Annotated in this window: 18 protein-coding genes; 13 read left to right on the top strand and 5 right to left on the bottom strand. The window is 66.8% G+C overall.

The genetic code is table 11. The annotated features are described in order from the left end of the window. Positions 1–145: 145 nt before the first annotated feature. From ruvC to ACZY0B_RS05930, 5 genes are all read left to right on the top strand, one after another. Complete coding sequence (gene ruvC, locus ACZY0B_RS05950; RefSeq protein ID WP_463763099.1) at positions 146–727, top strand: crossover junction endodeoxyribonuclease RuvC; 582 nt, start codon at positions 146–148, stop codon at positions 725–727. After that, positions 724–1,338, top strand: coding sequence for a Holliday junction branch migration protein RuvA (ruvA, locus tag ACZY0B_RS05945; RefSeq protein ID WP_463763098.1), 615 nt, complete (start codon positions 724–726; stop codon positions 1,336–1,338). Before ruvC ends, ruvA begins: the two co-directional genes overlap by 4 nt. Continuing rightward, positions 1,335–2,393: a Holliday junction branch migration DNA helicase RuvB gene (gene ruvB / locus ACZY0B_RS05940; protein ID WP_463763097.1), complete on the top strand. Its 1,059-nt coding sequence runs from the start codon at positions 1,335–1,337 to the stop codon at positions 2,391–2,393. The genes ruvA and ruvB overlap by 4 nt, the downstream gene beginning before the upstream one ends. A gap of 64 nt (positions 2,394–2,457) precedes the next feature. After that, positions 2,458–2,844, top strand: a complete 387-nt coding sequence (locus ACZY0B_RS05935) for a DUF1304 domain-containing protein (RefSeq protein WP_463763096.1) — start codon at positions 2,458–2,460, stop codon at positions 2,842–2,844. A gap of 114 nt (positions 2,845–2,958) precedes the next feature. After that, positions 2,959–3,669 (top strand): hypothetical protein, encoded by a 711-nt coding sequence (locus ACZY0B_RS05930; RefSeq protein ID WP_463763095.1) that lies wholly within the window; start codon positions 2,959–2,961, stop codon positions 3,667–3,669. Between the two features lie 63 nt (positions 3,670–3,732). Here the strand turns inward: ACZY0B_RS05930 and car are convergent, their stop codons facing one another. Both car and gabT read right to left on the bottom strand, forming a co-directional pair. Then, positions 3,733–7,281 carry a carboxylic acid reductase gene (car, locus tag ACZY0B_RS05925; RefSeq protein ID WP_463763094.1) on the bottom strand — a complete coding sequence of 1,183 codons (3,549 nt, stop codon included), beginning with the start codon at positions 7,279–7,281 and terminating at the stop codon, positions 3,733–3,735. Between the two features lie 152 nt (positions 7,282–7,433). Continuing rightward, a complete protein-coding gene (gene gabT, locus ACZY0B_RS05920) occupies positions 7,434–8,774 on the bottom strand; it encodes a 4-aminobutyrate--2-oxoglutarate transaminase (protein WP_463763093.1) in 1,341 nt (446 codons plus the stop codon). 254 nt (positions 8,775–9,028) lie between these two features. Here gabT and yajC point away from each other — a divergent pair, with 254 nt between their 5' ends. From yajC to ACZY0B_RS05890, 6 genes are all read left to right on the top strand, one after another. Then, entirely contained in the window at positions 9,029–9,376 is a 348-nt protein-coding gene (yajC, locus tag ACZY0B_RS05915) for a preprotein translocase subunit YajC (RefSeq protein ID WP_463763092.1), read from the top strand. A gap of 87 nt (positions 9,377–9,463) precedes the next feature. Beyond that, positions 9,464–11,278: a protein translocase subunit SecD gene (gene secD, locus ACZY0B_RS05910; protein ID WP_463763091.1), complete on the top strand. Its 1,815-nt coding sequence runs from the start codon at positions 9,464–9,466 to the stop codon at positions 11,276–11,278. 4 nt (positions 11,279–11,282) lie between these two features. Next, positions 11,283–12,587, top strand: a complete 1,305-nt coding sequence (gene secF / locus ACZY0B_RS05905) for a protein translocase subunit SecF (RefSeq protein ID WP_463763090.1) — start codon at positions 11,283–11,285, stop codon at positions 12,585–12,587. A 44-nt stretch (positions 12,588–12,631) separates the two neighbouring features. After that, positions 12,632–14,296 (top strand): ABC transporter substrate-binding protein, encoded by a 1,665-nt coding sequence (locus tag ACZY0B_RS05900; protein ID WP_463763174.1) that lies wholly within the window; start codon positions 12,632–12,634, stop codon positions 14,294–14,296. Next, positions 14,278–14,835 (top strand): adenine phosphoribosyltransferase, encoded by a 558-nt coding sequence (locus tag ACZY0B_RS05895; protein WP_463763089.1) that lies wholly within the window; start codon positions 14,278–14,280, stop codon positions 14,833–14,835. The genes ACZY0B_RS05900 and ACZY0B_RS05895 overlap by 19 nt, the downstream gene beginning before the upstream one ends. Positions 14,836–14,954: 119 nt before the next feature. Beyond that, the gene (locus ACZY0B_RS05890) at positions 14,955–17,321 is read left to right on the top strand and encodes a RelA/SpoT family protein (RefSeq protein WP_463763088.1); all 2,367 of its coding nucleotides are present in this window, start codon (positions 14,955–14,957) and stop codon (positions 17,319–17,321) included. 9 nt (positions 17,322–17,330) lie between these two features. Here the strand turns inward: ACZY0B_RS05890 and ACZY0B_RS05885 are convergent, their stop codons facing one another. Both ACZY0B_RS05885 and ACZY0B_RS05880 read right to left on the bottom strand, forming a co-directional pair. Next, complete coding sequence (locus ACZY0B_RS05885) at positions 17,331–19,079, bottom strand: protein kinase domain-containing protein (protein WP_463763087.1); 1,749 nt, start codon at positions 19,077–19,079, stop codon at positions 17,331–17,333. 77 nt (positions 19,080–19,156) lie between these two features. Next, the gene (locus ACZY0B_RS05880) at positions 19,157–20,053 is read right to left on the bottom strand and encodes a peptidylprolyl isomerase (RefSeq protein ID WP_463763086.1); all 897 of its coding nucleotides are present in this window, start codon (positions 20,051–20,053) and stop codon (positions 19,157–19,159) included. 104 nt (positions 20,054–20,157) lie between these two features. On the opposite strand from ACZY0B_RS05880, the gene ACZY0B_RS05875 reads away from it, so the two are divergent. Further along, a complete protein-coding gene (locus ACZY0B_RS05875) occupies positions 20,158–20,832 on the top strand; it encodes an MBL fold metallo-hydrolase (RefSeq protein ID WP_463763085.1) in 675 nt (224 codons plus the stop codon). Continuing rightward, positions 20,829–22,103 carry a histidine--tRNA ligase gene (hisS, locus tag ACZY0B_RS05870; protein WP_463763084.1) on the top strand — a complete coding sequence of 425 codons (1,275 nt, stop codon included), beginning with the start codon at positions 20,829–20,831 and terminating at the stop codon, positions 22,101–22,103. Before ACZY0B_RS05875 ends, hisS begins: the two co-directional genes overlap by 4 nt. Before the next feature lie 55 nt (positions 22,104–22,158). Here hisS and ACZY0B_RS05865 read toward each other — a convergent pair whose 3' ends face one another. After that, positions 22,159–23,292 carry an NADH:flavin oxidoreductase gene (locus ACZY0B_RS05865; protein ID WP_463763083.1) on the bottom strand — a complete coding sequence of 378 codons (1,134 nt, stop codon included), beginning with the start codon at positions 23,290–23,292 and terminating at the stop codon, positions 22,159–22,161. Between the last annotated feature and the right edge of the window lie 32 nt (positions 23,293–23,324).

Below are 23,324 nucleotides of genomic sequence, written 5' to 3'. Positions count from 1 at the left end.
TTTGCCGGTCCGGAGCCCTAAAGTGCCCGACCAAAATCCGGCGGGGCGCCGCGTGTCCTGTCCGTAGCGGTCACGCCCGACCGCTACGCTATCGAACAGCTGTTCGGGCCACAGTATTTTCAAGAAGTGGAAGTTGGAGCATGCTATGCGCGTGATGGGCGTCGACCCCGGACTGACCCGATGTGGGCTTTCGGTGGTCGAAGGCGGACGCGGCCGAAACATCGTCGCGCTGGATGTCGATGTGGTCCGTACCCCGTCGGATGCCGCGCTGCCCAAACGACTGCTGGCCATCAGCGACGCCGTCGAGCACTGGCTGGACACCCATCATCCGGACGTGATCGCGATTGAACGGGTGTTCGCCCAGCACAATGTGTCGACCGTGATGGGCACCGCGCAGGCCGGTGGCGTGATCGCGCTGGCGGCGGCCAAACGGGATATCGACGTGCACTTCCACACTCCCAGCGAGGTCAAGGCCGCGGTCACCGGCAACGGCACCGCCGACAAGGCTCAGGTCACCGCGATGGTCACCAGAATTCTTGCGCTGCAAGCCAAACCGACCCCGGCTGACGCGGCCGACGCGCTGGCGCTGGCCATCTGCCATTGCTGGAGAGCGCCGATGCTGTCCCGGATGGCGGCGGCCGAGGCGATGGCTGCCCAGCAGCGTCAGGCCTATCGAGCCAAGTTGGCGGCCAAGGCCAAGGCCGCCAAAGCGGGAGCGGGCCGATGATCGCGTCGGTGCGCGGTGAGGTGCTCGAGGTGGCACTCGATCATGTAGTGATCGAAGCCGCCGGCGTCGGCTACCGGGTGAACGCGACCCCGTCGACGTTGGCGACGCTGCGGCAGGGGAGCGAGGCCCGCCTGATCACCGCGCTGATCGTCCGCGAGGATTCGCAGACCCTGTACGGGTTTGTCGATGGCGAGAACCGCGACCTGTTCCTGACGCTGCTGTCGGTGTCGGGCGTTGGGCCGCGGCTGGCGATGGCGACCCTGGCCGTGCACGACGCCGCGGCGCTGCGCCAAGCGCTGGCCGACGGCGACGTCGTCGCGCTGACCCGGGTGCCCGGCATCGGCAAGCGCGGCGCCGAGCGCATGGTGCTGGAGTTGCGCGACAAGATCTATCCGGCCGGTGCGCCCGCGACAGCGCCGGCGGGCCCGGGTGTCAATGGCCACGCGGTGCGGAGCCCGGTGGTCGAGGCACTGGTCGGGTTGGGCTTCGCGGCCAAGCAGGCCGAGGAGGCCACCGACAAGGTGCTGGCGGCCGGCCGCGAAAATGGCGAGCAGGCAACGACTTCCGGCGCACTGCGGGCCGCGCTGTCACTGCTGGGTAAGTCCAAATGAGTGACGAGTATTCCGAAGACTATCCGGATCGCGACCTGTCCCCGGCGCTGACCGTCGGGGAGGGCGACATCGATGTCAGCCTGCGGCCCCGCTCGCTGCGGGAGTTCATCGGCCAGGCCCGGGTCCGCGAACAGCTGCAGCTGGTTCTCGAGGGCGCCAAAAACCGTGGCGGCACACCGGATCACATCCTGCTGTCCGGTCCGCCGGGCCTGGGTAAGACGTCGCTGGCGATGATCATCGCCGCTGAACTCGGGTCCGCGCTGCGGGTGACCTCGGGGCCGGCGCTGGAGCGCGCGGGTGATCTGGCCGCGATGCTGTCCAACCTGGTCGAGCACGATGTGCTGTTCATCGACGAGATTCACCGCATCGCCCGTCCGGCCGAGGAGATGCTCTACCTCGCGATGGAAGACTTCCGGGTCGACGTCGTCGTGGGCAAAGGCCCTGGGGCAACATCGATTCCGTTGGAGGTAGCGCCGTTCACCCTGGTCGGTGCGACCACCCGGTCCGGTGCGTTGACCGGGCCACTGCGTGACCGCTTCGGGTTTACCGCGCACATGGATTTCTACGAGCCGGCCGACTTGGAGCGCGTGCTGGCTCGGTCGGCCGGGATCCTGGGCATCGAGCTGGGTACCGATGCCGGCGCGGAGATCGCCCGTCGCTCGCGCGGCACGCCCCGGATCGCCAACCGCCTACTGCGCCGGGTGCGGGACTTCGCCGAGGTGCGGGCCGACGGCGTGATCACCCGCGACGTCGCCAAGTCCGCGTTGGAGGTCTACGACGTCGACGAACTGGGGCTCGACCGGCTGGACCGGGCCGTGCTGTCGGCGCTGACCCGCAGCTTCGGCGGGGGCCCGGTCGGGGTTTCGACGCTCGCGGTGGCGGTCGGGGAGGAGGCGACCACCGTCGAGGAGGTGTGTGAGCCGTTCCTGGTTCGCGCCGGCATGGTCGCTAGGACGCCGCGGGGCCGGGTGGCCACCGCGCAGGCCTGGACTCATCTGGGTATGACACCGCCGGCCGGGGTCACCGGCTTGGCCCAACCGGGGTTGTTCGAGTAGTGGCGATCGCGAGCGCGGCGGAGCCGGGCGAAGCAGGTCGTCACCAACAGATATAGGAGGCGCCATGATCACCGCCGGACTGGTATTCGCCGCGCTCGCGGCGTTATTGCACGTCTACATCTTCACGATGGAGTCGTTGACCTGGACCTCACCTCGTACCCGCGCCACCTTCGGTACGTCGGCCGAGGAGGCCGATACGACCAAGCTGCTCGCCTTCAACCAGGGCTTTTACAACCTCTTCCTGGCGATTGTCGCCGGCGTTGGGATCGCTGAGGTCGCGATGGGACACCGTGCGGTGGGGGCCGCGCTCGTCTTCGCCGGGATCGGATCGATGGCCGCGGCCGCGGTCGTCCTGGTGGTGTCGGCATCGGACAAGGCCCGGGCCGCGGTGACGCAGGGCACATTCCCGTTGATCTCCATCGTGCTGCTGGTCCTCGGCCTCGCCTCGTAACAGCAGACACACCGGCAGCACTGGTCACGGCCTCGGGGCCGCCAGAGGTTACAACCGCGAACCGCAGGGTATCCACGCGGTGCTGAAGTAGCCCGGCGTCTATAGGGGGATGTAATGAACTACGAACAAGATGGCCACCCAGGCAGGTTGTGGATGCCACGCTCCCGCGGTGCGGTATGCGGGTTGGTCCTGGTCATCCTGGGTGCTTGGGGAGCATTGATACCGTTCGTCGGTCCGCATTTCAATTTCGCCTATACGCCCGACAAGGACTGGGCATGGAGCACCGCTCGGGGTTGGCTCGAGGTGTTGCCAGGCGGCGTCACCGCGCTGGGCGGTCTGCTGTTGATATTTTCCGGAAATCGGATCACCGCGATTGTGGGTGGCTGGCTGGCGGTCGTGGCCGGCGCCTGGTTCGTGATCGGTGGTGACGTCGCTCCACTGCTGGGAATCGGGTCTGCCGGGGACCCGATTGCGGTGACCGAGCGCAAGCGGGCCGCACTGGAGATCTCGTACTTCTCCGGTCTGGGGGCACTGATCGTCTTCGTCAGCGGCATTGCGCTCGCGCGCCTTGCGGTGCGACTGGCCAGCGATATCGAAGCCCTCGCGCGGGTGCGGTCGGCGACGCCGGTGGCCAGCGAGCCCGGCTACATGTCGGGGCTGGAAGAGCCGCACCGTGAGGTGGAGCCGGACGCCCTGACCACCCCGCGGGCAGACCACTACGAGTCGCCCGAGGAACCGAACACCGGCGGTTGGCGCAAGCACCGGGCAGACGCCGCTCCCGCAAAGGGCGCGTCATACCTGCGCTGGCCGCATCCTCAGCGCTAACGCAGCACGCTAAAGCCGATCGCCAGCCCGTATATCGAGCTGGCGATCGGCTTTGCGATGTCGTTAAAGCAGGCCGAGCAGCTGCAGGTCGCTGATGTACTTGTTGATGATCGGCGCGCTGATGTGCGGAATGTCCTTATCCGCGCCAACTTTGGCGTCCTGGACTGCCGCACGGAACAAATCGGTCGGTGCCATCGATCCGTGGATCGGGTGCTCCGGCTTCTGGTAATTGTGCAGCAGCGGCAAAAGCGATGCGTTGCGCTGCTTTTCGGGCAGCCCGCGCAGGCTGGTCTCGAACCGCTGCAGCCACTCGCCGTACTCGTCTACGCGGCGGATAGCGCAGCCGTCCTCGATCAGCCAGTCGACGAACTCGTCCATGCCGATGCCGTCGTCGTATGGGTTCATCACGTGGAAGGTGCGGAACCCGTCAGCGCTTTGCGCACCCAGCGTCGAGACCGCTTCGGCGATGAACTCCACCGGCAGCCCGTCGTAGTGCGCACGCTGGCGGTTGCCGTCGGCGTCGCACTCGTAGAACGAGGCGGGCGCGATGCCGGTGGCCACCAGGCTCAGCATCATCCGGGTGAACATGTCCGGCACGTTGAGCTGACCGGCGTAGGTGGTGTCGGCCAGGATCATGTCGCAGCGGAACACCGCGACCTGCAGACCACACAGGTCGTTGGCCTCGCGCAGCAGCACCTCACCGGCCCACTTGCTGTTGCCGTAACCGTTGGCATAGCTGTCGTTGATCTGCCGAGTGGCGCTGATCTCGCGGATGTCGGCGTCTTCGACGAACGCACCCGGCTTGATCTGGTCGCCCACCCCGATCGTGGACACGTAGGTGTACGGCTTCTTCTTTCCGGTCAGCGCGATGCGGATCAGCTCGGCGGTGCCCACGGCATTGGGACCGAACAGCTCGCTGTACGGCAGCACGTGGTTGACCAGGGCGGCGGGGTCGACGATCAAATCGACGGTGTCGGCCAGCCGCTGCCAGGTCTGCTCGTCCAGGCCCAGGTTGGCCTCGCCCTTGTCGCCTACGATGACCTCGAGGTGGTCGGCAGCCAGCTGCTGGTAGTGGGCCAGCAGCTTGGGGTCACCTTCAGGAGAGCCAACGCCGAAGGTCGCATCCAGCCGGGCCCGCGCGGCCGCGTCATCCTTGGCGCGGACCAGGGCGATCACCTTGCCGTCGACCAGGTCCATGCGCTCCAGCCACTCCAGGGCCAGGTAGCGGCCGAGGAAGCCGGTGGCGCCGGTCAGCAGGACCGTGCGCACCTCGGTGGCTGCGGAGGGCAGCCCCGGTGCCGCCGCCAACGTTGGCGCATCGATGAACTTGTCCAGCGTGAGGTCACTGGCGTGTACCTCGACGGCTTGCCCAGGTTCGAAGCGACCGTGCACGGCGGCGAAGGTGGGCCGCTTGGTGCCCTGGCGCTCACTTTCGATGTAGGCCGCGATGGCGGCCAGGTCATTGGCCGGGCTGACGATCACACCCACCGGCACGTCGATGTCGAAGATCTCGTGCAGTAGGTTGCCGAATGTCAACGCCGACAACGAGTCTCCACCAAGGTCGGTGAAGTGTGCGTCGGAGAGCAGGTCGGCTTCAACAGGGAGAGCACTGCCCAGCAGCGCGCCGGCGGCCCGGCCGACCGTTTGCAGCACCGGGGCCTGGGCCCCGCTGCGGCGCAGTTCGCTCAGCTCGTTGGACTGGTTGGCTGCCAGGTCGGCGTAGAGCTGTTCCAGCCGCTCGCCGTAGTGCTGCTTCAGCTTCGGCCAAGCCAGCTTGCGGATGCCGGTCAGCAGACCGTTCTCCAGCGTGAAAGGCGTTGTCTCGATGAGGAAGTCGCGCGGCACCTCGTAGGACTGCAGTCCGGCTTCCTTCGCGACATCCTGCAGGGAATCGGCGATCAACGGCTTCAGTGCATCAATGTCATTGTCGGCCAACGCTTCTTCGGTCGGCACCACGACGCCCAACAGGTAGGGGTGCGCGCTGTTGCCGTAAACGTAGATCTGCCGGATCAGCGGGCTGTTGCCGAACACCGCCTCCAGCTTGGCGACGGTGACGAACTCGCCCTGCGCCAGCTTGAGCACGTTGTTGCGGCGGTCGACGTAGACCAGCTTGCCGGGCGCCACCTCGGCGACGACGTCTCCGGTCCGGTAGTAGCCTTGCGCGTCGAACACGCCGGCAGTGACCTCGGGCCGCTTGTAGTAGCCGGGGAACATGTTCTCGGTCTTGAGTAGCAACTCACCGCGCGGGTGCGGCCGGTCGGTGGCGAAGTAGCCCAGATCCGGGACGTCGGCCAGCTTGTAGTCGACGACCGGCGGCTGCTGGATCTCGCCGTCGAACAGCACCATCCCGGCCTCGGTGGAGCCGTAGCCGTCGAGCAGGTGCATTTCGATCAGGGATTCGACCCAGGCCTTGAGCTCCGGGGAGGTCGGCGCCGAGCCCGTCATCGCGAAGATGAACCGGCCGCCCAGCAGGTGCTGGCGCTGCTCGTCGAGCACCTCGGTTTCGATGGCCGCACGGTCGGCGGAAGCGCCGGCGTCGGCGACACGACGATCGACCTGGCGCTGGTATTCGCCGTAGAGGGTCTCCCAGATACGCGGCACGAAGTTCATTTCGGTGGGCCGCACCAGCTCGAGGTCCTGCAGCAGGGTCGACAGGTCGCTCTTGGCGGCGAAGTAGGCCGTGCCGCCATTGCCCAGCGTGCCATACAGGATGCCGCGCCCCATGACGTGGCTCATCGGCATGAAGTTGAGCGTGATCGACGCCGCAGTCGGCCCGAACCAGTTGCGGGCCGAGCGGCGCCACATCTTGCCGACATTGCCGGCCAGATACATTGCGCCCTTGGGGGCGCCGGTGCTGCCGGAGGTGTAGATCAGCAGGGCCAGGGGGTTGTCGGTTCCGTCTGGCTCCGAAACCGGCAGCGCTGGAAGCGCTTTGCCGCGCTCGATGATCTCGGCGAGGGGCTCGACAACGACCGCGGTGTCCGCCAGCCGCTGACGGGCGGCTTCGACTGCCTCGCGCTGATCGTCGACCTCGGGGTGGTAGTCGAAGACCACCAGCTTGGCTGGGGTGTGGCCGGCCAGGATCAGCTCGACGGCGTCGGGCAGCTGGTTCACGCTCGCCGCGATCACGGCGGGCTCGGTTTCGGCCACGATCGGCTGCAGCTGCGTGAGCGCCGCGCTGGTCTGTAGCGGAACCGACACGGCGCCGATCTGAGCCAGCGCGACGTCGATCGTGGTGAAGTCGACGCTGTTGAAGCCCAGCACGGCGACGCGGTCGCCCGCTTGCATCGAATCGGCGGTCAGCGCGCGTGCCAGCGCGCCGACGCGCTCGCCCAGCTGACGGTAGGTGATGGTCTCGAATCGGGGGAGCAGCTCTGCTGAGGTGCGCCCGGTCTTCGGGTCTTTGACGAACTCCACGACGCGCTGGCCAAGGGCCGGGCGGTCGGCGTAACCATCGAGCACGGTCTGGATGATCTGCGGAAGACGCAGTCCAGGCTGCTCGAGGGCCTCGGCGACGGCCGGGTCGTGCTTGGCGGCGGCGAACTGTGGGTCGTTGGCGGTGAGTTCCTCCACGCGGCGTGTGAGCCGCTGGTCCTGAATGGGAGTCGACATGACACTTCTCCTTGAAACAACTGAGAAATATGAGGTGTGATCGCGCGACGCTGCGCTAACCCTTAGAACGTTAGCGAAACTAACGGTATTCCTCAACGGGCGATGCTTGGGAGTTTGCTGTGAATTGCGCCACCGGGGGTTATGGAGCAGATCTACAGGTCGGCCAGCAGCAGGCGCAGCACGTCGAGCCCTTCGGTGAGCAGCTCGTCGCTGATGGTCAGCGGAGGCAGCAGCCGGATGATGTTGCCGAACATGCCGCAGGTCAGCACGATGACTCCGGCGGCGTGGGCCGCCGTGGCCAGCTTGTCGGTCAGTTCGGGATCGGGGTCCGCGGTACCGGACTTCACCAGCTCGATGGCGATCATCGCGCCGCGTCCGCGCACGTCGCCGATCCGGTCGTCGCCGGCCTGCATCCGCAGCAGGATGTCCGTGGTCAGCCGTTCGATCTGTTGGGCCCGCTCGATCAGGCCGTCGCTCTCGATGGTCGCGATGCTGGCCAGCGCCGCCGCGCAGGCCACCGGGTTGCCGCCGAACGTACCGCCCAGGCCGCTGACATGCGGGGCGTCCATGATCTCGGCTCGCCCGGTCACCGCCGACAGCGGAAGTCCGCCGGCGATGCCCTTCGCGGTGCAGATCAGATCCGGCTCGATGCCTTCGTGCTCGCAGGCGAACATCGCTCCGGTGCGCGCGAAGCCGCTTTGCACCTCGTCGGCGATGAACACCACGTTGTTCGTGCGGCACCAATCCACCAGCGCGGGCAGGAATCCTTCGGCCGGGACGATGAATCCGCCTTCGCCGGCGATGGGCTCGATGATGACCGCGGCCAGGTTGTCGGCGCCGACCTGCTTCTCGAAGACGCTGATGGCGCGCTTGGCGGCCAGTTCACCGTCGGTGGCCAGCTCCTTGTCGAGCAGGCCGTCGCGGTACGGGTAGGACATCGGCGCCCGGTAGATCTCCGGCGCGAACGGGCCGAAGCCGCTCTTGTACGGCATCGACTTCGCCGTCAGCGCCATCGTCATGTTGGTGCGGCCGTGGTAGGCGTGGTCGAACGCCACGACGGCGGGCTTGCGGGTATAGGAGCGCGCGGCCTTGATGGCGTTCTCGACGGCCTCGGCGCCGGAGTTGAACAGCACCGAGCGCTTCTCGCCCGAGCCGGGAGTAATCCGGTTCAACTCCTCGGCGACGGCGACGTACTCCTCGTACGGGTTCACCATGAAGCAGGTGTGGGTGAAGTCGGCCACCTGCTCACGCACCGCGTCGACGACACGGGGCGCGGAGTTGCCGATCGTCGTCACGGCGATGCCGGAGCCCAGGTCGATCAGGCGGTTGCCGTCGACGTCCTCGACGATCCCGCCCGCCGCACGCGCGACGAACACCGGCATGGTGATGCCCACGCCCGCGGACACCGCGGCGGCCCGCCGCTTGTTCAGCTCCAGCGACACCGGACCAGGGATTTCGGTAACCAGCTGGCGGGTCTGCTCAAGGCTGGTCACTGCATCCTCCTCCCGGCGGCGCGCGGGTCACGTCGCGCTGAAAGCCTATCGGTTCCAGCGGTCTTGGCGCCCGCCGAGGAGTTCGCTCGAGCCTGCGTCGTGGCGGTCCACGCAGGTGCCGATCGGTTGCGACCTGACGCCTGCCAGACTGGACGGGCACACTGGACCCCGTTACGCGCTGCGTGACGTCCCGGTCGGCCGGCACCGACCGTTGGAAAACCCAGCAATACCGACACGAAAGACAGGCACGTCCGATGGAAAGTTTGGTTCTGTTCCTGCCGTTCCTGCTCATCATGGGCGGGTTCATGTACCTGGCGTCGCGGCGCCAGAAGAAGGCGATGCAAGCCACCATCGACCTGCACGAGTCCTTGCAGCCGGGCGACCGCGTGCACACGACTTCCGGCCTGCAGGCCACGGTCGTCGCCTTCAACGACGACACCGTCGACCTCGAGATCGCCCCCGGCATCGTGACCACCTGGATGAAGCTGGCCATCCGCGACCGGATCGTGGCCGAGGACGACTTCGACGAAGACGACGACCTGGAAGAATCCGAGGATCCCCATGGCCCTGCCGACGAGAGCCGACTGACCAAAGATCAATGACCGCCCCGGTCCGATGAGCGGTTTGCGCGACGCGGACACGTAGGCTCTGTCGAGGATAAAACCGATTTTCAAGGAGATGTAAGGAAAGTGGCATCGTCTTCGGCGCCGGTGCACCCTGCCCGCTACCTATCGGTTTTCTTGTTGCTGCTGGTTGGCGCCTATTTGATGGTATTCCTCACCGGTGACAAGCGGGCCGCCACGAAGCTCGGCATCGATCTGCAGGGTGGCACCCGCGTGACGTTGACCGCGCGTACCCCGGACGGCTCGCGCCCGAGCCGGGAAGCGCTGGCGCAGGCGCAGCAGATCATCAGTGCGCGCGTCAACGGCCTGGGCGTCTCCGGTTCGGAGGTCGTGGTCGACGGTGACAACCTGGTCATCACGGTGCCCGGCAACGACGGCAACGAGGCCCGCAACCTGGGACAAACCGCTCGGCTCTACATCCGGCCGGTGCTCAACTCGATGCCGTCCCAAGTTGCCGAAGCCAAACCCCCGGCCCAGCCGCCCGCCGGTAGCCTGCCCGGCGGTCCGGGCGCCCCCGGAGCTCCGGCGCCCGGCACCGAACCCGCGCCCGGCCAGCCGGCACCTCCGCCTGCCGGTCAGCCCGCGCCTGCACCGTCCGGACGGCCGGCGCCACAACCGCGTCCCTATCCACAGGACCCGCCGCCGACTCCCAGCCCCGCACCGAGCCCGGCGCCCGCGCCCGGCAACGCACCGGCACCCGGAGCGCCGGCCGCCGAGGCGCCGCCGCCTGAGGCACCAGCGCCGCCCGATCCGCGCAAGGATCTGGCCGAGCGTATCCAGGCGATGAAGGATTTTCGGCAGAGCGCCAACCCTTACATTCAGATGGTTGCCATGCGCTGGATTGCCGCCCACTGCGACAAAGAGGACATTCTCGCCGGCAACGACGACCCGACGCTGCCCCTGATCACCTGCTCCACCGACCACAAGACCGCTTACCAGCTGGGGCCGTCGATCATCAGTGGTGATCAGATCCAGGACGCCAGCTCGACCATGAACCAGCGCGGCATCGGCTACGTCGTCGACGTTCAGTTCAAGCCCGCGGCGGCGAACACCTGGGCTGACTTCACCGCCGCCCACGTCGGTACCCAGACCGCATTCACCCTGGACTCGCAGGTCGTCAGCGCCCCGATGATTCAGGAAGCGATCCCCGGCGGCCGGACTCAAATCACCGGTGGCGACCCACCATTCACTGCCTCGACCGCGGGCCAGCTGGCCAACGTCCTGAAATACGGCTCACTGCCGCTGTCCTTCGAATCCTCAGAAGCCCAAACCGTCTCGGCCACACTGGGATTGACCTCGCTGCGCGCGGGGCTGATCGCGGGTTCGATCGGCTTGGTGCTGGTGCTGCTGTATTCGCTGCTGTACTACCGGGTCCTGGGACTGTTGACGGCGCTATCTCTGACTGCTTCCGGTGCAATGATTTTCGCGATATTGGTGATCCTGGGCCGACAGATCAACTACACCCTGGACCTGGCCGGCATCGCGGGTCTGATCATCGGTATCGGCACCACCGCCGACTCGTTCGTGGTGTTCTTCGAACGCATCAAAGACGAGATCCGCGAAGGCCGTTCGTTCCGGTCGGCGGTGCCGCGAGGCTGGGCGCGGGCCCGCAAGACGATCGTCTCGGGTAACGCCGTCACCTTCCTGGCCGCCGCGGTGCTGTACGCCTTGGCGATCGGCCAGGTGCGCGGATTCGCCTTCACCCTGGGCCTGACCACAGTCCTCGACATCGTGGTGGTGTTCCTGGTGACCTGGCCGCTGGTCTACCTGGCCTCCAAATCTCCGACACTGGCAAAGCCCGCATACAACGGCCTGGGAGCTGTCCAGCAGGTCGCCCGCGAACGCCGGGCTTCGTCAAACGTGCAGACGGGACGGGGATAGCGCGATGACCTCCAAAGGCAAGGCCGGCTCCGAGGCGAAGGACGCGAAGGCAGACTCCGAAACCAAGAGTGGCGCGGCCGAAATCACCGAAGCCGGCGACGGCGCTACGGAGCTGACGTCGGACTCCAGCGCGCAGCTCCCGCGTCACAGCCTCATCGCTCGGCTCTACACCGGAACGGGCGCCTTCGAGGTGGTCGGGCGACGCCGGCTCTGGTACGGCATCAGCGGCGCGATCGTCGCCATCGCGATCCTGTCCATCGTCCTGCGGGGCTTTACTTTCGGGATCGATTTCAAGGGCGGCACCACGGTCTCGTTCCCGCGCGGCAACGTAACGACCTCGCAGGTGCAGGACGTGTTCAAGAAGACTCTGGGCCGCGATGCCGAATCGGTGGTCACCGTTGGCAACGGTGCTTCGGCGACGGTGCAGATCAGTTCCGAAACGCTGTCCAACGACCAGACCTCGAAGCTGCGCAACGCGCTGTTCGACGCGTTTGCGCCCAAGGGTCCCGACGGCAAGCCCACCAAGGCGGCCATCAGCGACTCGGCGGTATCGGAGACCTGGGGCGATCAGATCACCAACAAGGCGCTGATCGCGCTGGCCGTGTTCCTGGTGCTGGTCAGCCTCTACATCATGGTGCGCTACGAGCGTTACATGGCCATCTCCGCGCTGACGACCATGGTTTTCGACCTGACCGTCACCGCAGGCGTGTACTCGCTGGTGGGCTTCGAGGTCAGCCCCGCCACCGTCATCGGCCTGCTGACGATCCTCGGTTTCTCCCTCTACGACACCGTCATCGTGTTCGACAAGGTCGAGGAGAACACCCACGGCTTTCAGCACACCACTCGTCGAACCTTCGCCGAGCAAGCCAACCTGGCGATCAACCAGACCTTTATGCGCTCGATCAACACCAGCCTGATCTCGGTCCTGCCGATTCTGGCGCTGATGGTGGTAGCGGTGTGGCTGCTGGGCGTCGGCACCCTGAAGGACCTGGCGCTGGTGCAGCTGGTGGGAATCCTGGTCGGCACCTATTCGTCGATCTTCTTCGCCACCCCGCTGCTGGTCACGCTGCGGGAGCGAACGGAGCTGGTGCGATCGCACACCCGTCGCGTCGTCAGACGGCGTAAACCCGGCCCGCAGGCGCGGGCGGACAGCTCCGGCGAGGAAGAGTCTGACACCGCACAGGAGACCAAGAAGGCCGCGGCGGCGTCCACCGAGTCGGCGCCGAGCAAGCCGGCGCCGGGTGCTCGGCCCGTGCGGCCCACCGGTACCCGGCGGCCGAGCGGCAAGCGAAACGCCGGCCGGCGGTAGCCGACATGGCCACCTGGCGTCCGCGGACCGTGGGCGCCGTTGGCATGCGGACCAGGCGAGGCCTCACGAAGGCCGCGACCACTGCCCTGGCCGTGCCGCTCGCGTGCGCGTTCGCGCTGACCGGGTGCTCGGGTAGCGCCGCCTCGCAGATCGCCTACGTCGTCGACGGCCCGCTGAGCAGCTACAACGTCAACACCACCGTCGGTTTCGCGTCGGCCGGTGCGCAGGCGTTCGCCCGCACGCTGACCGGGTTCGGCTATCACGGCCCCGACGGACAGGTCGTCGCCGATCACGACTTCGGCACTGTCTCGGTGGTGGGCGGTTCGCCGTTGGTGCTCGACTACCAGATCGCCGACAACGCCGTCTACTCCGACGGCAAGCCGGTGACGTGTGACGACCTGGTGCTCGCCTGGGCGGCTCAGTCGGGCCGGTTCCCCGGCTTCGACGCCGCCACCCAGGCCGGCTATGTCGACATCGCCAACATCGAATGCATACCGGGGCAGAAGAAGGCGCGGGTGTCGTTCGTCCCGGACCGAGGCGTCGTCGACTTCATGCAGCTGTTCACCGCGACGACGATGCTGCCGTCGCACGTGATCGCCGACCAGCTCAACATCGACGTGACCGCGACGCTGCTCAGCAACAACGCGCCCTCGGTCGCAAGGATCGCGCAGCTGTGGAACACCACGTGGGACCTCAAGCCCGGTCTCAAACACGACGACATCGTTAAACGCTTCCCGTCGTCGGGGCCGTACAAGATCGAATCTGTGCTGGACGACGGCGCCGTGGTGCTGGTCGCCAACGACCGGTGGTGGGGCCCGAAGGCGATCACCAAGCGGATCACGGTGTCGCCGCAAGCGGCCGACATCCAGGACCGGGTCAACAACCGCAGCGTCGACGTGGTGGATGTCGCGGCCGGATCATCGGGAGCGCTGGCCACCCCGGACAACTACGAGCGCACCGATGCGGCGTCGGCGGGCATCGAGCAGCTGATCTTCGCGCCGCAGGGGCCGCTCGCGCAGACCAAGGGCCGCCGCGCGTTCGCGTTGTGCACGCCCCGTGACGTGATCGCGCACGACGCCGGGGTCCCGATCGCCAACTCGCGCCTGTCTCCGGTCGCCGAGGACGCCGTCGCGCAGGCCGACGGTGCCGCGGAGGCCGGCCCGTTCAACAAGGCGGATCCCGTCGCCGCCCGGGACGCGCTGGGTGGTGCGCCGCTGCCGGTGCGGATCGGTTACCAGGGCCCCAACGCCCGACTGGCGGTCACCGTCGGGACCATCACCAAATCGTGTGCGGCGGCCGGAATCGGCGTGTCCAACGTCACGCTGGACACGTCCGGACCCCAGGCGCTCAAGGACGGAAAGATCGACGTCCTGCTGGCCAGCACCGGCGGAGCCAGCGGCAGCGGATCCACCGGATCGTCGGCGATGGACGCCTACGACTTGCATAGCGGCAACGGCAACAACCTGTCGGGGTATGCGAATCCGCAGGTCGACGGCATAATCGGCGCGCTCGCGGTATCCGGCGACCCGGCCGAGCGCGTCCGGCTGCTTGCTGAGGGCGCGCCGGTACTCTGGGGAGATGTGCCGACATTGCCCCTCTACCGGCAGCAGCGCACCTTGCTGATGTCGAAGAAGATGTACGCAGTCAGTGCGAACCCAACTCGCTGGGGCGCGGGTTGGAACATGGACCGATGGGCTTTGATGCAGTGACGAGTATTCAAGAGGGTGCGGCGCTGGCCGACCTCATCGCGTCGTTGACCCGCGAGGTGGCCGACTTTCCGCAGCCCGGAGTCCAGTTCAAAGACCTCACCCCGCTGTTCGCCGACCGGACGGCGATGCGCGCGGTGATCGACGCGCTGGCCGGCATCGCCTCCGGCGTCGACCTGGTGGCCGGTATCGAGTCCCGAGGCTCGTTGGTGGCCGCGGCCGTCGCCGCCCGGCTCGGAACGGGCGTGCTGTCCATCCGCAAGGAGGGCAAGCTGCCGCCGCCGGTGCTTCGCGAGAAATACACCCGCGAGTACGGTCCCGCCGCGATAGAGATCCCCGCCGACGGTCTCGAGCTGCGCGGCACCCGCGTCATAGTCATCGACGACGTGCTGGCTACCGGGGGCACTCTCGGAGCGGCCAACCGCTTGCTGGAGCGTGCAGGAGCCGAGGTGACCGGTGCGGCCGTGATCGTGGAACTCACCGCGCTGGACGGGCGTGCGGCGATAGCACCTTTGTCGGTAGACAGCTTGAGCCGCGTTTAGCCCCCGCGACGATGCGGGCCGAATCGACCCGAGGTGGGGGTACCCCCAGCCGCGAATCGGCCCGAGGAGGAGTGGGGTAATCAGACTTAGGGATATCCTCGAGGTCGGAGGTGACCAACGTGGCGGATGAGCAAAGCACGGCGCAAGCCGTTGTGCCGCCCATAGAGTCGCCGGCATCGCTGACCGTTGACCCGCCGGAGCCACCGGCCGAAACCCTGAAGACGTCCAGCAGCGCGTCCCGTCGAGTACGGGCCCGGCTGGCCCGGCGGATGACGGCCCAGCGCAGCGCGGTCAATCCCGTGCTCGAGCCGCTGGTGGCGGTGCACCGGGAGATCTATCCCAAGGCGAACCTTTCGATGCTCAACCGGGCGTTCGAGGTCGCCGACCAACGCCACGCCAGTCAATTGCGCCATTCCGGTGATCCCTACATCACCCACCCGCTGGCCGTCGCCAACATTCTCGCCGAATTGGGGATGGACACAACGACTTTGGTGGCCGCGCTGCTGCACGACACCGTCGAGGACACCGGCTACACGCTCGAGGCATTGAGCGAGGAATTCGGTGAAGAGGTAGGCCATCTGGTCGACGGCGTGACCAAGCTGGACCGTGTCGAGCTGGGCAACGCCGCCGAAGGCGAGACCATCCGCAAGATGATCACCGCGATGGCGCGGGACCCGCGGGTGCTGGTGATCAAGGTGGCCGACCGGCTGCACAACATGCGGACGATGCGCTTCCTGCCGCCGGAAAAGCAGGCCCGCAAATCACGTGAGACGCTGGAAGTCATTGCGCCTCTGGCACATCGGCTGGGTATGGCCAGCGTCAAGTGGGAGCTCGAAGACCTGTCGTTCGCGATCCTGCACCCCAAGAAGTACGAGGAGATCGTTCGGCTGGTCGCTGGGCGGGCGCCGTCTCGGGACACCTACCTGGCCAAGGTCCGTGCCGAAATCATCGCCTCACTCAACGCGTCGAAAGTCAAAGCGACCGTGGAGGGTCGTCCCAAGCACTACTGGTCGATCTATCAGAAGATGATCGTCAAGGGGCGCGACTTCGACGACATTCACGATCTGGTTGGCATTCGCATCCTCTGCGACGAGATCCGGGATTGCTATGCCGCTGTGGGCGTGGTGCATTCACTGTGGCAGCCGATGGCGGGGCGATTCAAGGATTACATCGCCCAGCCCAGATACGGTGTCTACCAGTCGCTGCACACCACGGTGGTCGGGCCGGAGGGCAAGCCGCTGGAGGTGCAGATCCGCACCCGCGACATGCACCGCACCGCCGAATACGGGATCGCCGCGCACTGGCGCTACAAGGAAGCCAAGGGCCGCAATGGTGTTCCGCACCAGAACGCCGCCGCCGAGATCGACGACATGGCCTGGATGCGCCAGCTTCTCGACTGGCAACGTGAGGCCGCCGACCCGGGTGAGTTCCTGGAATCGTTGCGTTACGACCTTGCCGTGCAAGAGATTTTCGTGTTCACGCCCAAGGGCGACGTCATCACCCTGCCGAACGGGTCGACGCCGGTGGACTTCGCCTACGCGGTGCACACCGAGGTCGGGCACCGATGCATCGGCGCCCGGGTCAACGGGCGACTGGTCGCGCTGGAGCGCAAGCTGGAAAACGGTGAAGTCGTCGAGGTTTTCACCTCGAAAGCACCCAATGCCGGGCCGTCGCGGGACTGGCAGCAGTTCGTGGTGTCGCCGCGGGCCAAGGCGAAGATCCGGCAGTGGTTCGCCAAGGAGCGCCGCGAGGAGGCGCTGGAGGCCGGCAAAGAGGCGATGGCCCGCGAGGTACGCCGCGGAGGACTTCCGTTGCAGCGCTTGGTCAATGGCGAAACCCTGGGGGCGGTCGCCCGCGAACTGCACTACACCGACGTGTCGGCGTTGTACACCGCGATCGGTGAGGGCCACGTGTCGGCACGGCACGTCGTGCAACGGCTGCTGGCCGAGCTCGGCGGTATCGACCAAGCCGAAGACGACCTCTCCGAGCGGTCCACGCCGACAACGATGCTGCGCCGCCCGCGCAGCACCGACGACGTCGGCGTCTCGGTCCCCGGGGCCCCCGGCGTGCTGAGCAAGCTGGCCAAATGCTGCACACCGGTGCCCGGTGACCAGATCATGGGCTTCGTCACCCGCGGCGGCGGCGTCAGCGTGCACCGTACCGACTGCACCAACGCCGCGTCCCTGCAGCAGCAGGCCGAGCGCATCATCGAGGTGCTCTGGGCCCCGTCGCCGTCATCGGTGTTCCTGGTGGCGATTCAGGTCGAGGCGCTCGACCGGCACCGGCTGCTGTCGGATGTCACGCGGGTGCTGGCCGACGAAAAGGTGAACATCCTCTCGGCGTCGGTCACCACCTCAGGTGACCGGGTTGCCATCAGCCGCTTCACTTTTGAGATGGGTGACCCCAAGCATCTCGGACATCTACTCAATGTCGTGCGTAATGTCGAAGGCGTTTTCGACGTCTACCGCGTGACCTCCGCGGCCTAGCACTCGCGTTTAGTCGAGCCGTACCGAGGTGATCGTGATCGGGCTGGACGGCAGGCCGCTGTCGCCGTTGCCGAGAACACCCGCCTTGACGATCTTGTCGATCGTTGCCAGGCCCGCCTCGTCGACCGTGCCGAATATCGTCGACGACGGGTCCGACACGGTGTCCTTGTAATACATGTTGAATTGGCTGCCGTTCGGGTTGGGCCCGGAGAAGGGAGCCATGCCCAGGGTTCCGCGCGGATACAGCACGGGCTGTTTGAGCGCAGGATCATTCGGGCCGTATTGACTGGCGGGGTATTCGTCGGCGAACTCGTAGCCGGGGCCGCCACTTCCCTCGCTGTCCGGGCCGCCGCACTGCAGCAGGCCGAAATCGCTCTGGATGATCAGCTGGCCGCACTGGGTGCCGTTGAAGAATTGCTGCTTGACCAGGTTGATGAAACTGTTCACCGTGCACGGGGTCTTGGCGTTGTCCAGCTCGAGGCCGATGTCGCCGACGTTGGTGGAGATTCTCGCTCTGATCACGGGCGGATCGGTGGACGCCTTGCCATCGGCAGGCGGATTGACGGGCTTGGCTGACGGGTCCCGCGCTGCCGGGTACTGGCAGTTGGCGCCGAGGTCGGGTGGCGGATCGAAGGCCGGTAATGCCGGAACCGGCGCGCCCGGCCCGGCGCCCGGTCGGGGCACCTTGGTATGCACCGGGGACCGCATCGCCGTGCTGGTCGCGCTCGTCGACGATGCGCTGCTGCTGTGATTGATCAGGACAATCACCAGCGCTACCACCGCGGCCAGCGTCACGACCGATCCGCCGACGATGCCCATGATCAACCGCCGGGAATTCGCCGGCCTGGGCTGCTGCTGGTCTTGCGACGGGACGGGTCCGGGCCGGGCTGCCGGCGCTTGCGGTGCTGGCGCGGCGGGCGCGCTCCACGACGCGGTGTCGCTGGGGCTGGTCAGTGCCGCTCGGGCGGCCTGCGCCAGTTCGATCGCCGATTGGTAGCGCTGCTCGACGTCCTTCGCCATCCCCCGGGCGACCACGTCGTCGAGGGCCGGCGGTACGCCGGGCACGGTGAACGAGGCGCGTGGCGGTGGGGTGTTCAGATGCGCGTTGAGCTGTTCTTCAAAGGTGTCGCCGGGGTAAGGCAGGCGTCCGGTCAGGCATTCGTAGAGGACGCAGGCCAACGCGTAGACGTCGGCGCGGTGATCGGTCATTCCCCGGAAGCGCTCGGGCGCCATGTAGGCCATGGTGCCCATCGTGTGGCCGGTGTGAGTCAGGGCGGTGTCGGCGGCGGTGCGGGCGAGGCCGAAGTCGATCAGGTAGATGAAGTCGCGGTTGGACACCAAGATGTTGGACGGCTTGATGTCGCGGTGGATCAGTCCGACTTCGTGGGCTGTATCCAGTGCTGCCGCAACCTGTTCGACCACCGCGACGGCGCGCTCGGGGTCAAGGCGTCCACCGTTTTCGGCGATGTAGTGCATCAGGTCGCGGCCCTCGACCAGCCGCATGTCGACGTAGAGTCGGCCGTCGATCTCGCCGTAGCTGTGGATGGGCACCATATGCGGGTCGGTCAGGCTTGCGGCGATGCGTGCCTCGCGGCGGAAGCGTTGTTGAAATTCGGTGTCTTCGGCCAGATGCGCGGGCAACACCTTGAGCGCAACCAACCGGTCGGTGACGGTGTCGTGGGCACGGTAGACCTGCCCCATACCGCCGCGCCCCAACAGACCCTGCAGCTCGTAATGTCCGAATGACTCCGTCCCCACGCACCGACCTTAAGGTGTCGGCCATCCGGGCGCGGAATTCTGACGAATCCATGGCGATTCGCGTTGGGCCGCCGGGTTTAGTCGAGAAGTAGCGACTTGATCGTGACTTCGCTCGCCGGTGGTCCGTCTTCGCCGCCGCCGTTGACGCCGGCCTTGGCGATCTTGTCCAGCACCGCCAGCCCGTCGGGCTGAATCGTGCCGAAGACGGTGTACTGGGGCGGCAGCTGAGAGTCCTTGTAGACCAGGAAGAACTGGCTGCCGTTGGTGCCCGGTCCGGCGTTGGCCATGGCGAGGGTTCCGCGCGGATAGAGAACCGCTTCCCGCAGCTTCGGGTCGTTCGGCGGGTACTGATCGGTCGGATACTCGTTGCCGAATTGGTAGCCCGGGCCACCGGTGCCGTCGCCCTTGGGATCACCGCATTGCAGGACGCCCAGCGTCTCCGAGGTGGTCAACCGGTGGCACTTGGTGTTGTCGAAGTACTTCTGGCCGATCAGGCTCGCGAAACTGTTGACCGTGCAAGGTGATTCGTTGTTCGCCAGCATCAGGCCGATGTTGCCCTGGCTGGTCGCCATGCTGGCGCTCACTTGAGCCGGATCGGTCGGCACCTTGCCGGTCCGCGGCGGCTTGACCGGTTTGGCGGCCGGTTCCTGCGGTGTCGCGGGGTACTGGCAGTTGGCGCCGACGGTGTCCGACGGCTTGAACGCCGGCATCGGCGGAGCCGGCGGAACCTGCCCGGTCTGCGGAGCCGTCGTGCTCGCCGCGGCGGAGTCGCTGGGGCTCGCCGCCGAGTTGGTCTTGTGCTCGGCATTCCGGTGGATCACGGTGACCACCACCGCGGCGACGACGGCGACCACGGCGAGGGCGCCACCGGCGATGAGCAGGATGCGGCGCAGGCGGGCTTGCTTCGCGCGCCGCTCCAGCTGCCGCTCGAGTTTGCGCTTGGCGTTGGCACGTCGCTGTTCGTTGGTCGGCACGGCCGGTATGCCTCCATGGTTGTGAGCGGGGGCGGGGTAGCCAGCTCAGGCTAATGTGGACGCGGCCAGCGGTGTCAAGCGGCCCCCGTGGGAAACTGGGAAGCGTGTTGATCACCGGATTTCCCGCCGGCATGTTGCAGTGCAACTGTTACGTGCTGGCCGAGCGACCCGGAACGGACGCCGTCATCGTGGATCCGGGGCAGCGGGTGATGGGTCCGTTGCGGCGCATCCTCGACCAGAATCGGCTGACGCCCGCCGCGGTGCTGCTCACCCACGGGCACATCGACCACATGTGGTCTGCTCAGAAGGTGTCCGACACCTACGGCTGCCCGACCTACATTCATCCCGAAGACCGCTTCATGCTGAAAGACCCGATCTACGGCCTGGGCCCGCGGATGGCGCAGATGATGGCGGGTGCGTTCTTCCGCGAACCCAAGCAGGTGGTCGAGCTGGACCGCGACGGCGACAAGATCGACCTGGGCAGCGTGACCGTCAACGTCGATCACACACCCGGGCACACCCGCGGATCGGTGGTTTTCCGGGTTGCCCAAGCCTCCCGGGCCGATGCCGACGTGGTGTTCACCGGCGACACGCTGTTCGAGCGCTCGGTGGGTCGCACCGACCTGTTCGGTGGCAGCGGCCGGGATTTGCTGACCTCGATCATCGACAAGCTCTTGGTGCTCGACGACAACACCGTCGTGCTGCCCGGCCACGGCAACTCCACCACGATCGGAGCCGAGCGGCGATTCAACCCGTTCCTCGAAGGCCTGACCGAATGACGGAGTCATTTACTGCGTTTTCCGGGCCCAAGGGCGTGCCGGACTACGTTCCGCCGGACTCGGCAGCGTTCGTCGCGGTGCGTGACGGGTTGCTCAGCGCTGCCCGCCGGGCCGGTTACGGCGATATCGAAATACCCATCTTCGAGGACACCGGGCTGTTCGCCCGCGGCGTCGGTGAATCCACCGACGTGGTTTCCAAGGAGATGTACACCTTCGCCGACCGCGGTGACCGCTCGGTGACACTGCGGCCGGAGGGCACCGCCGGGGTGGTACGCGCGGTGATCGAACACGGCCTGGACCGTGGCGCGCTGCCGGTCAAATTGTGTTACGCCGGACCGTTTTTCCGCTACGAGCGACCGCAGGCCGGCCGCTATCGCCAGCTGCAGCAGGTCGGCGTGGAGGCGATCGGCGTCGACGATCCCGCGCTGGACGCCGAAGTGATCGCCATCGCCGACGGCGGGTTCCGGTCGCTGGGCCTGGACGGTTTCCGGCTGGAAATCACCTCGCTGGGTGACGACAGCTGCCGGCCGCAGTACCGGGAACTGTTGCAGGAGTACTTGTTCGGGCTTGACCTGGACGAGGAGACGCGCAGGCGCGCCGAGATCAACCCGCTGCGGGTGCTCGACGACAAACGGCCCGAGGTCAAGGCGATGACGGCCGACGCCCCGGTGCTGCTCGACCACCTTTCCGATGCGGCCAAGCAGCACTTCGACACGGTGCTGGCCCATCTGGACGCGCTGGGCGTGCCGTACGTCATCAACCCGCGGATGGTGCGTGGGCTGGACTACTACACCAAGACCACCTTCGAGTTCGTGCATGACGGTCTGGGCGCCCAGTCGGGCATCGGTGGCGGTGGCCGCTACGACGGGCTGATGCGCCGGCTCGGCGGACAAGACCTGTCCGGCATCGGATTTGGGCTCGGTGTGGATCGGACCCTGCTGGCGTTGCGGGCCGAGGGCCGCAGTGTGGGGGAGACCACGCGCTGCGAGGTCTTCGGTGTGCCGTTGAGCGAACCGGCCAAGCTGCGGTTGGCGGTGCTGGGCGGTCAATTGCGTGCTGCCGGTGTCCGGGTGGATCTGGCCTATGGCGACCGCGGGCTCAAGGGCGCGATGCGCGCCGCCGACCGGTCCGGTGCCCGCATCGCGCTGGTCGCCGGCGATCGCGACATCGACTCCGGCACGATCGGTGTGAAGGATCTCGCGACCGGTGAGCAGGTTTCGGTGCCGATTGATTCGGTTGTCACCGAGGTGCTTTCGCGTTTCGGACGGTGAGGCCAACGGGATCGGTCAGCTCGTAGTCTCCGAAAGTGGCTCCCGGAACGGGAGGTCATCTCACGCCGCGCACTCCTTCGTCGTCTACGCCGACGACTTCCCAGTCTTTGACGTTGGCGATGGGCCCGAATACATCCGTGGGCACGTCGGGCGATAACGGTTGGCCGGATCGCACTCGATGGGGCCAGTCCCGATTGGCCAGCGCTGGTTTGGCCAGGGCGACAACATCGGCGGCGCCGGAATCGATGATGGCGGCGGCGTCCCGGGGATCGTCCAGATGGCCGTTGGCGATTATCGACAGCCTGCTGTATTGCTTCGCGAGCTGCGCGAGTGATTTGCCGGTTTCGGCGAATGCTGGTGCCAGCGCCCGATATTCGGTGGTGTGGATGTAGTCGATGCCGGTGTCGGCCAGGGTGCCGAAGATGGTGGCCGCGTCGTCCTCTTTGCCGGCCCATCGATGGTGATTGTCGGAAACCTTCCCCTGCGAGATCCGGATACCGACGGCGATGTCGCCGCCGACGGCCGACGCGACGTCATGGCAGACCTCGGCCGCCAGGCGCACCCGATTGGCGATGCTGCCGCCGTACTCGTCGCTGCGGGTATTCAGGTAGTCAGTGAGAAATTCATCGAGCAGGTAGCCGTTTGCGCCGTGGATCTCGACGCCGTCGAACCCGGCGTCGCGCGCCTGCCGTGCCGCATTGACGAAGGCGCCGCGGACTTGGCTGATGTGCTCGGTGGTCATCGCTTGGGGAATTTGGAATGGGCCAGAACCGCCGTACATGGGCAGTTGCTCGCCTTTCGGGCGTATCGCGGCCGGGCCCCAGGTGGTCGTTGTGTGCGGGTTGGCTTGCGACTGGCTGCCGGCGTGCATGAGTTGGGCGAAGTATTTAGCCCCACAGTCGTGGACGCCGTCGACGATCCGCTGCCAGGCCGCCGCGTGAGCGGAGTTCGCGATGCCGGGTTGGAAGAGGTATCCCCGACTGGTCTGGTCGTCGATATAGAGCCCCTCGGTGATCAACAGAGCGAAGCCGCCCTTGGCGAATGCGCGGTAGTAAGAAGCCATCCGGTCGGTGGGCAGACCGTCGGCCGTCGCGCTCACTCGTGTCATCGGCGCAAGGGCGACGCGATTGGCGAGGCCGGCGTTGCCGATGGTCGCCGCGTTGAACAGGGTCTGATCGGGCGGGTGCATTTGGTTGATCATTCCTTTGCTGTCTCGGCCTG

It is taken from the genome of Mycobacterium sp. IDUB_19 (assembly GCF_055419445.1).
This window is presented reverse-complemented; position numbering and strand designations above follow the sequence as displayed.

Excerpts from the sequence above, each read along its gene's own strand:
- ACZY0B_RS05900 (WP_463763174.1), top strand. The coding sequence starts at position 12,632 with ATGCGGACCAGGCGAGGCCTCACGAAGGCCGCGACCACTGCCCTGGCC.
- ruvC (WP_463763099.1), top strand. The coding sequence starts at position 146 with ATGCGCGTGATGGGCGTCGACCCCGGACTGACCCGATGTGGGCTTTCG.
- secF (WP_463763090.1), top strand. The coding sequence starts at position 11,283 with ATGACCTCCAAAGGCAAGGCCGGCTCCGAGGCGAAGGACGCGAAGGCA.
- ruvB (WP_463763097.1), top strand. The coding sequence starts at position 1,335 with ATGAGTGACGAGTATTCCGAAGACTATCCGGATCGCGACCTGTCCCCG.
- ruvA (WP_463763098.1), top strand. The coding sequence starts at position 724 with ATGATCGCGTCGGTGCGCGGTGAGGTGCTCGAGGTGGCACTCGATCAT.
- hisS (WP_463763084.1), top strand. The coding sequence starts at position 20,829 with ATGACGGAGTCATTTACTGCGTTTTCCGGGCCCAAGGGCGTGCCGGAC.
- ACZY0B_RS05865 (WP_463763083.1), bottom strand. The coding sequence starts at position 23,292 with ATGCACCCGCCCGATCAGACCCTGTTCAACGCGGCGACCATCGGCAAC.
- car (WP_463763094.1), bottom strand. The coding sequence starts at position 7,281 with ATGTCGACTCCCATTCAGGACCAGCGGCTCACACGCCGCGTGGAGGAA.
- yajC (WP_463763092.1), top strand. The coding sequence starts at position 9,029 with ATGGAAAGTTTGGTTCTGTTCCTGCCGTTCCTGCTCATCATGGGCGGG.
- ACZY0B_RS05935 (WP_463763096.1), top strand. The coding sequence starts at position 2,458 with ATGATCACCGCCGGACTGGTATTCGCCGCGCTCGCGGCGTTATTGCAC.
- ACZY0B_RS05930 (WP_463763095.1), top strand. The coding sequence starts at position 2,959 with ATGAACTACGAACAAGATGGCCACCCAGGCAGGTTGTGGATGCCACGC.
- ACZY0B_RS05895 (WP_463763089.1), top strand. The coding sequence starts at position 14,278 with ATGGGCTTTGATGCAGTGACGAGTATTCAAGAGGGTGCGGCGCTGGCC.